12 protein-coding genes and 1 pseudogene are annotated in these 12483 nt (G+C 43.8%); all 13 read left to right on the top strand.

What is annotated here, in order from left to right; translation table 11 throughout:
* Positions 1-11 precede the first annotated feature (11 nt).
* The 13 genes and pseudogenes from purR (at position 12) to K4H96_RS08660 (ending at position 12482) form a co-directional block, all read left to right on the top strand.
* Complete coding sequence (gene purR / locus K4H96_RS08720; protein WP_223312124.1) at positions 12-827, top strand: pur operon repressor; 816 nt, start codon at positions 12-14, stop codon at positions 825-827.
* A gap of 21 nt (positions 828-848) precedes the next feature.
* Positions 849-1313 carry a hypothetical protein gene (locus tag K4H96_RS08715; RefSeq protein ID WP_223337699.1) on the top strand — a complete coding sequence of 155 codons (465 nt, stop codon included), beginning with the start codon at positions 849-851 and terminating at the stop codon, positions 1311-1313.
* Positions 1314-1527: 214 nt separating this feature from the next.
* The gene (gene rpsL / locus K4H96_RS08710) at positions 1528-1941 is read left to right on the top strand and encodes a 30S ribosomal protein S12 (protein ID WP_002893867.1); all 414 of its coding nucleotides are present in this window, start codon (positions 1528-1530) and stop codon (positions 1939-1941) included.
* A gap of 19 nt (positions 1942-1960) precedes the next feature.
* Complete coding sequence (gene rpsG / locus K4H96_RS08705) at positions 1961-2431, top strand: 30S ribosomal protein S7 (protein ID WP_002893865.1); 471 nt, start codon at positions 1961-1963, stop codon at positions 2429-2431.
* A 276-nt stretch (positions 2432-2707) separates the two neighbouring features.
* On the top strand, positions 2708-4789 hold the full coding sequence (gene fusA / locus K4H96_RS08700) for an elongation factor G (RefSeq protein ID WP_002916556.1): 2082 nt from the start codon (positions 2708-2710) through the stop codon (positions 4787-4789).
* 322 nt (positions 4790-5111) lie between these two features.
* Positions 5112-6119 carry a type I glyceraldehyde-3-phosphate dehydrogenase gene (gene gap, locus K4H96_RS08695; protein WP_002907928.1) on the top strand — a complete coding sequence of 336 codons (1008 nt, stop codon included), beginning with the start codon at positions 5112-5114 and terminating at the stop codon, positions 6117-6119.
* A gap of 352 nt (positions 6120-6471) precedes the next feature.
* Positions 6472-8283 (top strand): glutamine--fructose-6-phosphate transaminase (isomerizing), encoded by a 1812-nt coding sequence (gene glmS / locus K4H96_RS08690; RefSeq protein ID WP_223337698.1) that lies wholly within the window; start codon positions 6472-6474, stop codon positions 8281-8283.
* 230 nt (positions 8284-8513) lie between these two features.
* On the top strand, positions 8514-8657 hold the full coding sequence (locus K4H96_RS08685; protein ID WP_223337697.1) for a hypothetical protein: 144 nt from the start codon (positions 8514-8516) through the stop codon (positions 8655-8657).
* Positions 8635-8988: pseudogene (locus K4H96_RS08680) on the top strand (LLM class flavin-dependent oxidoreductase); the annotation flags it as partial. The gene K4H96_RS08685 and the pseudogene K4H96_RS08680, both read left to right, overlap by 23 nt.
* A gap of 201 nt (positions 8989-9189) precedes the next feature.
* Complete coding sequence (locus tag K4H96_RS08675) at positions 9190-10236, top strand: uroporphyrinogen decarboxylase family protein (RefSeq protein ID WP_223337695.1); 1047 nt, start codon at positions 9190-9192, stop codon at positions 10234-10236.
* A 55-nt stretch (positions 10237-10291) separates the two neighbouring features.
* Positions 10292-10492, top strand: a complete 201-nt coding sequence (locus K4H96_RS08670) for a hypothetical protein (protein WP_223337694.1) — start codon at positions 10292-10294, stop codon at positions 10490-10492.
* Positions 10493-10580: 88 nt separating this feature from the next.
* Complete coding sequence (locus K4H96_RS08665; protein ID WP_223337693.1) at positions 10581-11582, top strand: uroporphyrinogen decarboxylase family protein; 1002 nt, start codon at positions 10581-10583, stop codon at positions 11580-11582.
* A 15-nt stretch (positions 11583-11597) separates the two neighbouring features.
* Positions 11598-12482, top strand: a complete 885-nt coding sequence (locus K4H96_RS08660) for a transporter substrate-binding domain-containing protein (protein WP_223337692.1) — start codon at positions 11598-11600, stop codon at positions 12480-12482.
* Position 12483 lies beyond the last annotated feature (1 nt).

The following is a 12483-nucleotide window of genomic DNA, read 5'->3' as shown; positions in this document are numbered from 1 at the left end:
TTGGTGAAAAAATGAAATTAAGAAGAAGTGAGCGTATGGTGGTTATTTCCAATTATTTAATTAACCATCCTTATGAATTAACGAGCTTAAATACATTTGCAGAAAAATACGAATCTGCCAAATCTTCTATTTCAGAAGATATTGTCATTATTAAGCGAGCCTTTGAAGAGATTGAAATTGGGACCATCGAAACGATTACTGGTGCCGGTGGAGGAGTGATTTTCAGCCCGTCCATCTCCGATGCAGAAGCTAAGACCATTGTGCAAGGTCTTTGTGATCAGCTATCTGAAAGCAATCGGATTCTTCCGGGGGGCTACATTTACCTATCTGATCTGCTCAGCACTCCATCCATTTTGAATAATATCGGACGGATCATTGCCAAAAGCTTTAAAGGCCAACAGATTGATGCTGTCATGACGGTTGCGACTAAGGGAGTACCTTTGGCTAATGCAGTAGCTAATGTTCTCAATGTGCCTTTTGTCATCGTTCGTCGGGATTTAAAGATTACAGAAGGATCAACGGTCAGTGTCAACTACGTATCGGGCTCCAGCGGAGATCGTATCGAAAAGATGTTCTTGTCCAAGCGAAGTCTCAAGGCCGGCAGTCGTGTCTTGATTGTGGATGACTTCCTCAAAGGCGGGGGGACCATTACAGGGATGATTAGCCTCTTGTCTGAGTTTGACTCTGAGTTGGCAGGTGTAGCTGTCTTTGCGGACAATGCGCAGGCCAATCGCGATTATCTGGACTATAAATCGCTCTTGAAAGTAACCAATATTGATGTCAAGGCGAATACCATTGATGTGGAAATTGGAAATATATTTGATTAGGGAAAAGGGCAGAGATTATAGATGAAAACAGTTTTAGAAAAGTTTGACCACAGTCCGCTGTGGATTCGTTTAGGAGTATTGTCGATTTTATTTGGAATTCTGATTACTGGCATGCTTTTTGTGCAGGGACAGGCTAATTCCACCAGAAATTCAGTTAGTTCAGCTGCCAGCATCGCATCAAGCAGCTCTTCCTTACAGCTATCCTCTGCTCAAAAAGAAGCGCAGGAAAAAGAAATTCAGGAAGAGGAGCAAGCAGTTCAGGCCGCAGAAGAAGCGGTTAAACAGCTTGAAACCATGCAAACTTTGGAAGATTTACAGCTAGCTAAGACTGCAGCAGAGAAGGTTAAGGATGCAGCGACGAAGGCTAGATTCCAAAGCCGTATTCAGGCGATAGCAGTCTTGATTGATCCGGAAGTAGCTCAGGCCGCTGTTTCTGAAAATCCAGCTGCTGCATCAGAAGAGGCAGTGGCTCAGCCGCAGCAATAAGTTAGCAGAAATCTAATAAGCAGAGATAAGCTTAAAATAGAAAAATGTATTGACAGAGAAGTATCGTCGTGCTATAATGATAGACGGTACTTTTTACTTTTGGTCTCTCAAAAGTGTACAGAGACGTGCTGACAAATGTTGCAAAAGTACACGCAGATGGTAGCTGTCACCAAGTGTATCATCACCAAAATTAAAAAAATACAGGAGAATGTAGATGCCTACAATTAACCAATTGGTTCGCAAACCGCGTAAATCAAAAGTAGAAAAATCTAAATCACCAGCTTTGAACGTTGGTTACAACAGCCATAAAAAAGTTCAAACAAACGTATCTTCACCACAAAAACGTGGAGTTGCAACCCGTGTCGGAACTATGACACCTAAGAAACCAAACTCTGCCCTTCGTAAGTTTGCCCGTGTACGTCTGAGCAACCTGATTGAAGTTACAGCTTACATCCCAGGTATTGGACACAATCTGCAAGAGCACAGCGTGGTGCTTCTTCGTGGTGGACGTGTAAAAGACCTTCCAGGGGTACGTTACCATATCGTCCGCGGTGCACTTGATACAGCAGGTGTTACTGATCGTAAACAAGGCCGTTCTAAATACGGTACTAAAAAACCAAAAGCATAAGGAAAGGGGAGAAAGATAAATGAGTCGTAAAAACCAAGCGCCTAAGCGCGAAGTATTGCCAGATCCGCTTTACAATTCAAAATTAGTTACTCGTCTTATCAACCGCGTTATGCTTGATGGTAAGCGTGGTACAGCGGCTTCTATCGTTTACGGAGCTTTTGACCAAATCAAAGAAGCAACTGGAAACGATGCGTTGGAAGTATTTGAAACAGCTATGGAAAACATCATGCCTGTTCTTGAAGTTCGTGCTCGCCGTGTCGGTGGTTCAAACTACCAAGTTCCGGTTGAAGTTCGTCCAGAACGCCGTACAACACTTGGACTTCGCTGGTTGGTAACTATTGCTCGTCAACGTGGTGAGCACACAATGGTTGACCGCCTTGCAAAAGAAATCTTGGATGCATCTAACAACACTGGTGCAGCTGTTAAGAAACGTGAAGACACTCACCGTATGGCAGAAGCTAACCGTGCCTTCGCACACTTCCGTTGGTAAGATTATGACACCAAGAGCGCTAAAGGCGCAATGCAAAAATAGGAAACTGATGCAGTGTTCAAAGAACACAAAGCAGTTTATCTTTTTTGCGCAGAGCCTCGCTCGGGTTCAAATTAGCTAAAACGATTAGTATTAGCTATCATTCAACTGATCATCTGACAAGTTGAGACCAACAAAAACAAGATAAGCATTGAGAACGGGTAGGTCCTGCCTATCCGTTTTTGCTAAATCATGTTATAATAAATTGTAAAATAAATTAATAGGAGAAATAACCAAATGGCTCGCGAATTTTCACTTGAAAAAACTCGTAATATCGGTATCATGGCCCACGTCGATGCTGGTAAAACAACAACAACTGAGCGTATTCTTTACTACACTGGTAAAATCCACAAAATCGGTGAAACTCACGAAGGTGCGTCACAAATGGACTGGATGGAGCAAGAGCAAGAACGTGGTATCACTATCACATCTGCTGCGACAACTGCTCAATGGAACAACCACCGCGTAAACATCATCGACACACCAGGACACGTGGACTTCACAATCGAAGTACAACGTTCTCTTCGTGTCTTGGACGGTGCGGTAACCGTTCTTGACTCACAATCAGGTGTTGAGCCTCAAACTGAAACAGTTTGGCGCCAAGCAACTGAATACGGAGTTCCTCGTATCGTATTTGCTAACAAGATGGACAAGATTGGTGCTGACTTCCTTTACTCAGTAAGCACTTTGCATGATCGTCTTCAAGCAAACGCTCATCCAATCCAATTGCCAATTGGTTCAGAAGATGACTTCCGCGGAATTATCGACTTGATCAAGATGAAGGCTGAAATCTATACTAACGACCTTGGTACAGATATTTTGGAAGAAGATATCCCAGCTGAATACCTTGAGCAAGCTCAAGAATATCGTGAAAAATTGGTGGAAGCAGTTGCTGAAACTGATGAAGACTTGATGATGAAATACCTTGAAGGTGAAGAAATCACTAACGAAGAATTGAAAGCTGCTATCCGCAAAGCGACTATCAACGTTGAATTCTTCCCAGTATTGTGTGGTTCTGCCTTCAAGAACAAGGGTGTTCAGTTGATGCTTGATGCAGTTATCGACTACTTGCCTAGCCCACTTGACATCCCAGCAATCAAAGGTATCAACCCAGATACAGAAGAAGAAGAAACTCGTCCTGCATCTGATGAAGAGCCATTTGCTGCTCTTGCCTTCAAGATCATGACTGACCCATTCGTAGGTCGTTTGACTTTCTTCCGTGTTTACTCAGGTGTCCTGAACAGCGGTTCATACGTATTGAACACTTCTAAAGGTAAACGTGAGCGTATCGGACGTATCCTGCAAATGCACGCTAACAGCCGTAACGAAATCGAAACAGTATACGCTGGTGATATCGCTGCTGCCGTAGGTTTGAAAGATACAACTACTGGTGACTCATTGACAGATGAAAAAGCTAAAATCATCCTTGAGTCTATCAACGTTCCAGAACCAGTTATCCAATTGATGGTTGAGCCTAAGTCTAAGGCTGACCAAGACAAGATGGGTGTTGCTCTGCAAAAACTGGCTGAAGAAGATCCAACTTTCCGTGTTGAAACAAACGTTGAAACTGGTGAAACAGTTATCTCTGGTATGGGTGAGCTTCACTTGGATGTCCTTGTTGACCGTATGCGTCGTGAGTTCAAGGTTGAAGCAAACGTAGGTGCACCTCAAGTATCTTACCGTGAAACTTTCCGTGCTTCTACTCAAGCTCGTGGATTCTTCAAACGCCAATCTGGTGGTAAAGGTCAATTCGGTGATGTATGGATCGAGTTTACACCAAACGAAGAAGGAAAAGGCTTCGAGTTTGAAAATGCTATCGTCGGTGGTGTGGTTCCACGTGAATTCATCCCAGCAGTAGAAAAAGGTTTGGTTGAGTCAATGGCGAACGGTGTTCTTGCTGGTTACCCAATCGTTGATGTGAAAGCTAAACTTTACGATGGTTCATACCACGATGTCGACTCATCTGAAACAGCCTTCAAGGTTGCGGCATCACTTGCTTTGAAAGAAGCTGCTAAGACTGCACAACCAGCTATCCTTGAGCCAATGATGTTGGTAACAATCACTGTTCCTGAAGAAAACCTCGGTGACGTTATGGGCCACGTAACAGCTCGTCGTGGACGTGTTGATGGTATGGAAGCACATGGTAACAGCCAAATCGTTCGTGCCTATGTTCCACTTGCTGAAATGTTCGGTTATGCGACAGTTCTTCGTTCAGCATCACAAGGACGCGGTACCTTCATGATGGTATTTGACCACTACGAAGATGTACCTAAGTCAGTACAAGAAGAAATCATTAAGAAAAACAAAGGTGAAGCTTAAGCTTTGAGCTAAACCTTGGCACTCGCATTTGCGGGTGCTTTTTCTATTTTTTAGAGAACTGCCCCCTCAATAAAAAGGTAAGTAATTTATCTTGTAAGTTGTATTCCTGCATTTTCAAAAGTTACTGCTTTGCTTTTTCAAATCAATGAAAGCCGAAATGAAAGTTAGTGAAAGAATTCATAATACTTGTTAATAACAATGAAATCAGTTGCATTTTACCTTAATTAAGTATATAATAGAAATGTTGAAAGGTGATTTGTAGCAACTCAAGTTACTCTTTTCACATAAAAATTTTTTGATTTTCATAAGGAGGAAATCACGAATGGTAGTTAAAGTTGGTATTAACGGTTTCGGTCGTATCGGTCGTCTTGCTTTCCGTCGTATCCAAAACGTAGAAGGTGTTGAAGTTACTCGCATCAACGACCTTACAGATCCAGTAATGCTTGCACACCTGTTGAAATACGACACAACTCAAGGTCGTTTCGATGGTACTGTTGAAGTTAAAGAAGGTGGATTCGAAGTTAACGGTAAATTCGTTAAAGTTTCTGCTGAACGTGACCCAGAACAAATTGACTGGGCTACTGACGGTGTAGAAATCGTTCTTGAAGCAACTGGTTTCTTTGCTAAGAAAGATGCTGCTGAAAAACACCTTAAAGGTGGAGCTAAGAAAGTTGTTATCACTGCTCCTGGTGGAAATGATGTTAAAACAATTGTATTTAACACTAACCACGACATTCTTGATGGTACTGAAACAGTTATCTCAGGTGCTTCATGTACTACAAACTGCTTGGCTCCAATGGCTAAAGCACTTCAAGACAACTTCGGTGTTGTTGAAGGTTTGATGACTACTATCCACGCTTACACTGGTGACCAAATGATCCTTGACGGACCACACCGTGGTGGTGACCTTCGTCGTGCTCGCGCTGGTGCTGCAAACATCGTTCCTAACTCAACTGGTGCTGCTAAAGCTATCGGCTTGGTTATCCCAGAATTGAACGGTAAATTGGACGGATCTGCACAACGCGTTCCAACTCCAACTGGATCAGTTACTGAATTGGTTGCTGTTCTTGAAAAGAACGTATCAGTTGATGAAGTAAACGCAGCTATGAAAGCAGCAGCTAACGAATCATACGGTTACACAGAAGATCCAATCGTATCTTCAGATATCGTAGGTATGGCTTACGGTTCATTGTTCGACGCAACTCAAACTAAAGTTCTTGATGTTGACGGCAAACAATTGGTTAAAGTTGTATCATGGTACGACAACGAAATGTCATACACTGCACAACTTGTACGTACTCTTGAATACTTCGCGAAAATCGCTAAATAATTCAATAGTAGAAGAAAGAGGCTCAATTGAGTCTCTTTTTCTGTACCTTGCTTTGTGAGAATCATCAAAGACAGGGCTGTAGTATGTTGTACTTCTATTTTCCAAATTTTTAGTCATATAGAAAGTCAGTTTTGTTACATMTGTCCATTTTTAAAATGCTTCAAGGGGCTGTTTTGCGGTAAGAGAAGCTAAGCATACTTTTCTTAAAGAAAACTATACCAATTTTACACTTGACAAAGTGAAAAACAGTGTGTATACTAGCCTTGTTGGAGTTTTTAGACTCCAAGAAGACTATACCAATTTTCAATAAGAAGGGCTGGTTTCTAAAATATAGGAAATCAGAAGTAACGTTATGTGTGGAATTGTCGGAGTTGTCGGAAATCGCAATGCAACTGATATCTTGATGCAGGGCTTGGAAAAGCTGGAATACCGTGGTTATGACTCAGCTGGAATTTTTGTAACAACAGGGAAAACTTCTAGTCTGATCAAGTCGGTCGGTCGTATCGCTGACCTACATGCTAAAATTGGCATCGATGTTTCTGGGACTACTGGTATCGGACATACTCGTTGGGCTACTCATGGAAAACCAAGTGAAAACAATGCCCATCCTCATACTTCACAGACCGGCCGTTTTGTCTTGGTTCACAACGGTGTGATTGAGAACTACCTTGATATCAAGAATACTTACTTAGCTGATTATGACTTCAAGGGGCAGACAGATACAGAGATTGCTGTGCATCTGATTGGCAAATTCGCTGAAGAAGAAGGCTTGTCTGTTTTAGAAGCCTTTAAAAAAGCTCTCCACATTATCCGTGGTTCTTATGCCTTTGCTTTGGTGGACTCAGAAGATGCAGATGTTATCTATGTTGCTAAAAATAAATCTCCACTTCTAGTCGGACTGGGTGAAGGCTACAATATGGTCTGTTCAGATGCCATGGCCATGATTCGTGAGACGAATCAGTTTATGGAAATTCATGACCAAGAGCTGGTTATTGTCCGTAAAGACAGTGTGGAAGTGCAGGATTATGATGGGCATACTCTAGAGCGTGAAAGCTATACTGCTGAGCTAGATCTGTCCGATATCGGTAAGGGGACTTATCCATACTATATGCTCAAAGAAATCGACGAGCAGCCAACTGTGATGCGTAAGCTAATCAGCGCTTATACAGATGATAAGGGGCAAGTATCAGTTGATGCGGATATTGTCAAGGCTGTTCAGGAAGCTGACCGTCTCTATATCCTTGCGGCTGGAACTTCTTACCATGCTGGCTATGCTTCTAAGCGTATGCTGGAAGAGCTGACGGATACACCTGTTGAACTGGGCATTGCTTCTGAGTGGGGCTATGCCATGCCGCTCCTTAGCAAGAAGCCTCTCTTTATCTTTATCAGCCAATCTGGTGAAACAGCTGACAGCCGTCAGGTCTTAGTCAAGGCGAATCAGATGGGTATTCCAAGTTTGACCGTGACCAATGTTCCAGGTTCTACGCTTTCTCGGGAAGCCAATCATACCATGCTGCTGCATGCAGGTCCTGAAATTGCGGTTGCTTCTACTAAGGCCTATACAGCTCAAATCGCAACCTTGGCTTTCTTGGCTAAAGCTGTTGGCGATGCCAATGCTTCTGAGAAAGCGGCAGCCTTTGACTTGGTTCACGAGCTGTCCTTAGTTGCGCAGTCTATTGAGTCCACTTTGTCAGAGAAGGAGTTGATTGATAATAAGGTCCGTAGCCTTCTGGAAACGACCCGCAATGCATTCTATATCGGCCGTGGTCAAGACTACTATGTGGCGATGGAAGCCAGCCTGAAACTCAAAGAAATTTCTTATATTCAATGTGAAGGTTTTGCGGCTGGTGAGCTCAAACACGGTACGATCTCTCTGATTGAAGACGGGACACCAGTCTTGGCTCTGCTTTCTGATGAAATCTTGGCTAGTCATACACGAGGCAATATTTCAGAAGTCGTAGCTCGGGGTGCCAAGGTGCTGACTATTGCTGAGGAGAATGTGGCTAAAGAAGGTGACGATATCGTACTCAATCAGGTTCATCCATACCTGTCACCAATCTCTATGGTGGTACCGACACAGCTCATTGCTTACTTTGCAACCTTGCACCGTGGTCTGGATGTAGATAAGCCTCGAAATCTGGCTAAGTCTGTCACTGTAGAATAAGCTTTCTAACGAATCTTGATAATAATACTAAGCCTCAGATTTTTCTGGGGCTTTTGGTATGGTATTTTGGTGACGATGCTCTTTGGAAGTCTCTTTCGACCATGGCAAAGCCATGCTGACGACAGTCATCCTATTTCATACAGATGGACAAATAGGATGAGCATCATTTTTGTATATATCACTAATTAGTTATAAAATATTTTTATCTTAAATATCAGGAGGACAAAAACATGGTGGAATTAGGTATTTCTACTTTTGGAGAGACAACGCCGCTGGAGGGGACAGGGCAAACCTATACTCATGACGAGCGGATTCGGCAGCTGGTAGCAGAGATTGAGCTGGCAGACAAGGTGGGGCTGGGTCATGGAGTATAATGAGGAGGCGGTCCGGACTTACTTCCATCCGACCAAGCAGGTAGTGGACGCTATCTCTAAGGATCGCCCTCACTGGCGGGAGATGGCCTATGAGCAATACCTAGATCAGGTAGGACCAGAGGGGGCCATGTTTGTCGGTAGCCCTGAAAAGGTCGCTCAGAAATTGATCAAGATGATAGAGGAGTTGGGACTGGACCGCTTCATGCTGCATCTGCCGTTGGGATCGCTTCCGCATGAGCAGGTTCTCCAGTCTATCGAACTCTTTGGCACCAAGGTTGCACCGCTCGTGCGGGAATATTTTGCGGCCAAGGGTAAAGTAAGATCGGAGTAGCAGTTTTTTGATAAAAATTACCTATCTCATCTATAGAAAATATATATGGTACTTATCTAAAAAGGGTACAAAAAATAAGGTAGTTCAGCAGAGTATGAAAAGCCTTGAAAAAGCTAGCTTAGTCTAGCTTTTTTATTTTGCTTTGATAAATATTTTTAATCAGGCTGATAGGGAAAATATATTTCCCAGGAGAAAGAGAGGATGGTAAGATATATTACAAATTCAAAGAAGGAGGAAGTAATGGTCAGCAAGAAAGAATTAGTGCTGAGAGCTTTTCGGGGTGAAGAAGTTGACCGAGTACCTGTTGGTTTTTGGTTTCACTTTGTAAGCCAAGAGGAAAAGATGCTGGGCCTAGACAATCCAGTGATTTTCAATAAAAGTGTTGAGGGACATGCTGCTTATGTTCGAGCTGCACGGCCAGACTTTGTCAAGATTATGAGCGATGGCTTCTTTAAGTATCCTAGCGCGCTTTACTCGGATCATATTGAGTCCATTCGGGACTTGGCAGCTATCCAGTCTATCGGCGAGTATCATCCTTGGATTGAGCAGCAGATTGAGATGGTTAAGGCTGTAAAAGCAAGCTATCCAGAGGACCTCGCTTCCTTCTACAATATCTTTGCGCCGGTCTCCTATCTTAAGCGCTGGTTCCGCCGGGAAGGGTCGCGAGGAGATAGAGAAATTGCAGATTTTCTGGCAGAGGATTCCGAGCTGACAGGACATGTTTTAGATGTCATTGCCACTGATATTGCTATTTTGACTAGACGCATCATTGAGGAAGCGGGCATTGAGGGGATTTATCTCAGTACCCAGCAAGTCCAAGACGGTCGGGTAGATGCGGCCAGTTATCGTCGTTATATTGAGCCTAGTACGATTAAGGTTCTGGAAGCGGCCAATGCGGCTGGCGGTCAGAATATTCTCCATATCTGCGGCTTTGAAGGGGCCAGTAATGATTTAGAACTCTTCAAAGACTATCCGGCTCAAGTCTTTAACTGGGCAACCCATCATGAGGGGGTCAGCTTAGCGGAAGGGCGTAAGCTCTTTGGCGGTCAGACTGTCCTTGGTGGCTTTGAAAATGGCAGAGCAGCTCTTCTAAATACAGGCATTCGTGCAGAATTAGAGGCTGAGACCAAGCGGTTGCTGGCTGAAACTGGCAGTCAGGGAGTGATTCTAGGGGCTGACTGTACTGTACCAGATGATTTTGAAATAGAAAGATTGGACTGGATCCGCCAGGCAGCTAGTCAGTTCTGACGGACTTGCCAAAGTCCTAAAGAGCAATTTTCAACTCTTTCAAGGAGGAAGATAGATGAATCGGTATCAAAAAAGGCTTGCAGCTCTTGCTCTGATATTCTTGATAATAGGAACCTTTCTGAGCATCAGTCAGATTTATGCTCATCAGTCTTCAGACAAAAAAGAAGATGATTTGCAGGTACTCAGGAAACTACCAGAGCAGTCAACTAGCTTGATGCAGCCCAATGATATCGCTGCTCTGCTCTTGTCGGATTAGAATTTTACTTAAAATGATGAATTAGTCCAATGAAAAAGCTAAAAAACAACTCATTGGCGAGATAGGAACAATAGAAAAAGGAGAGAAGATGACTTCAAAAAGAGAATTAGTACTGAAAGCTTTCAGAGGAGAGCCTGTTGATCGAGTGCCAGTTGGTTTCTGGCATCATTTTACCAGCGAGGATGAGTGGCTGGCTGGTTTTGGAAATCAGGCCATTATTGAGAAAAATCTGGCTGGTCATCAAGCTTTTCTGGCAGAAGTCGAGCCAGACTTTATCAAGCTGATGAGTGATGGTTATTTTGCCTATCCTAACGAACGCTTGAAAAAAGTCCAATCTATCAAAGTCTTGGCAGATATTGAGCCGCTAGGTGCTGATCACCCTTGGATTAGTGAGCAGGTGGAGCTGGTTCAGAAGATTAGGGCTGGCTTTACAGAGGACTTGGTCGCTATTTACAATATTTTTGCGCCAGTGACCTATTTCAAATGGTTAGTCGGCAAGGTTGCTGGTGGAGATGATATCATTGCAGATTTCTTGGCGGAGGATGCGGTGCTCACGAAGCGGGTGCTGGATGTGATTGCTCAAGATATTGCGGCTTTGACGGAGCGGATTATCAAGGAAGCTGGTGCGGATGGAATCTACCTCAGCGTTCAGAGCATTCAGGATGCGCGGGTGTCGGCTGAAGACTATAAGGCTTTTATTGCTCCGAGTGAATTGGCGGTGCTGGAAGCAGCCAACGCGACTGGCGGAGTGAATATCCTGCACATTTGTGGTTACGAAGGCGCGCGAAACGATGTTCATCTTTTCACTGACTATCCAGCTCAGGTCATCAACTGGGCAGTGGGGCCAGAAGGCATCAGCCTAGCGGAGGGCCGGAAATTGTTTGGCGGTCGTACTGTCTTGGGTGGCTTTGAAAATGGCAAGGACGGCCTGCTCTACACGGGCAGTCAAGCAGCTATTCAAGACGAGACCAAGCGACTGATAGCAGAGGCTGGCAAGGAAGCTTTGATTATCGGGGCTGACTGTACTATTCCAAGCGATATGAAAGCAGAGCGGATTCAGTGGGTTCGCCAAGCAGCAAGCTTAACATAAGAAGGAGACGAAAGAATGAGCAAGAAAAAATGGATTATTGGTGGAGCAGCAGTGATTGCTATTGTAGCTGCGACTTATTTGGGGCGGACCTTGACAGGTGCTTCATCTAGCAAGACAAGCACCTCTGCATCAGGCAGCGGTAAGGTCACGACTTTGAAAGTGGCACACACACAGAACTATGTTCCTTATGACTTTGTGGATGAAAAGGGAGAATCAGATGGCTATGAGGTTGCTGTTCTCAAGGCTATTGATGAAAAGCTGCCAGACTATCAGTTTGAATATACTGGTACCAGTGATGAAGATCTCTTAGTCGGTCTGGAATCTGGAAAATATGACATCGGAACCAAGGGAGCATGGTACACCGAAGAGCGGGCGAAGAAGTTCATCATTCCAAAAAGCCCAATAGGCGCTAGCATTATCGGTTTCACTATCCGCAAGGAAGACGCTGAAAAATATAAAACAATTGATGATTTTGCCAAGGAAAAGGGCAAGTTGGTACCAATCTCTCCGCAGAATGCTCAATGGGCGGTTATCGAAGAGTATAATCAGAAGCATAGCGGTGCTCCTATTGATTTGACTGCAGCAGAGTCCTTCAAGGTAGCTGATGCTTATGCTTGGGTTCTGGAAGGGCGCTACGATGCTTTCTTTGACATCAAGCTGTCGTTTGAAAAAGCTGTGACAGACAAGGAAGGATCTTACCATCAGTATGCGGATCAACTGACTTGGTTCCCTTACAAGGGGATTCCGACCTATCCCCTACTTCATAAAAACGAACAAAATGAAGAATTTGCCAAGGCATATGAGAAGGCAATTAAGGAACTGGAAAAAGACGGAACCTTGGCTAAACTATCTGAAAAGTATTTCGGAGAAGATGTCTTCTCTTATGTGGACAAGGATTAGT

It is taken from the genome of Streptococcus sanguinis (genome assembly GCF_020729765.1).
Lineage (GTDB): Bacteria > Bacillota > Bacilli > Lactobacillales > Streptococcaceae > Streptococcus > Streptococcus sanguinis_Q.
Note: the sequence above shows the minus strand (reverse complement) of the source record. Positions and strands in the feature narration are given on the sequence as shown.

Bases quoted from the DNA above. Each gene is read 5' to 3' on its own strand.
- purR (WP_223312124.1), top strand. From the start codon at position 12: ATGAAATTAAGAAGAAGTGAGCGTATGGTGGTTATTTCCAATTATTTA.
- K4H96_RS08715 (WP_223337699.1), top strand. From the start codon at position 849: ATGAAAACAGTTTTAGAAAAGTTTGACCACAGTCCGCTGTGGATTCGT.
- rpsL (WP_002893867.1), top strand. From the start codon at position 1,528: ATGCCTACAATTAACCAATTGGTTCGCAAACCGCGTAAATCAAAAGTA.
- rpsG (WP_002893865.1), top strand. From the start codon at position 1,961: ATGAGTCGTAAAAACCAAGCGCCTAAGCGCGAAGTATTGCCAGATCCG.
- fusA (WP_002916556.1), top strand. From the start codon at position 2,708: ATGGCTCGCGAATTTTCACTTGAAAAAACTCGTAATATCGGTATCATG.
- gap (WP_002907928.1), top strand. From the start codon at position 5,112: ATGGTAGTTAAAGTTGGTATTAACGGTTTCGGTCGTATCGGTCGTCTT.
- glmS (WP_223337698.1), top strand. From the start codon at position 6,472: ATGTGTGGAATTGTCGGAGTTGTCGGAAATCGCAATGCAACTGATATC.
- K4H96_RS08685 (WP_223337697.1), top strand. From the start codon at position 8,514: ATGGTGGAATTAGGTATTTCTACTTTTGGAGAGACAACGCCGCTGGAG.
- K4H96_RS08675 (WP_223337695.1), top strand. From the start codon at position 9,190: ATGGTAAGATATATTACAAATTCAAAGAAGGAGGAAGTAATGGTCAGC.
- K4H96_RS08670 (WP_223337694.1), top strand. From the start codon at position 10,292: ATGAATCGGTATCAAAAAAGGCTTGCAGCTCTTGCTCTGATATTCTTG.
- K4H96_RS08665 (WP_223337693.1), top strand. From the start codon at position 10,581: ATGACTTCAAAAAGAGAATTAGTACTGAAAGCTTTCAGAGGAGAGCCT.
- K4H96_RS08660 (WP_223337692.1), top strand. From the start codon at position 11,598: ATGAGCAAGAAAAAATGGATTATTGGTGGAGCAGCAGTGATTGCTATT.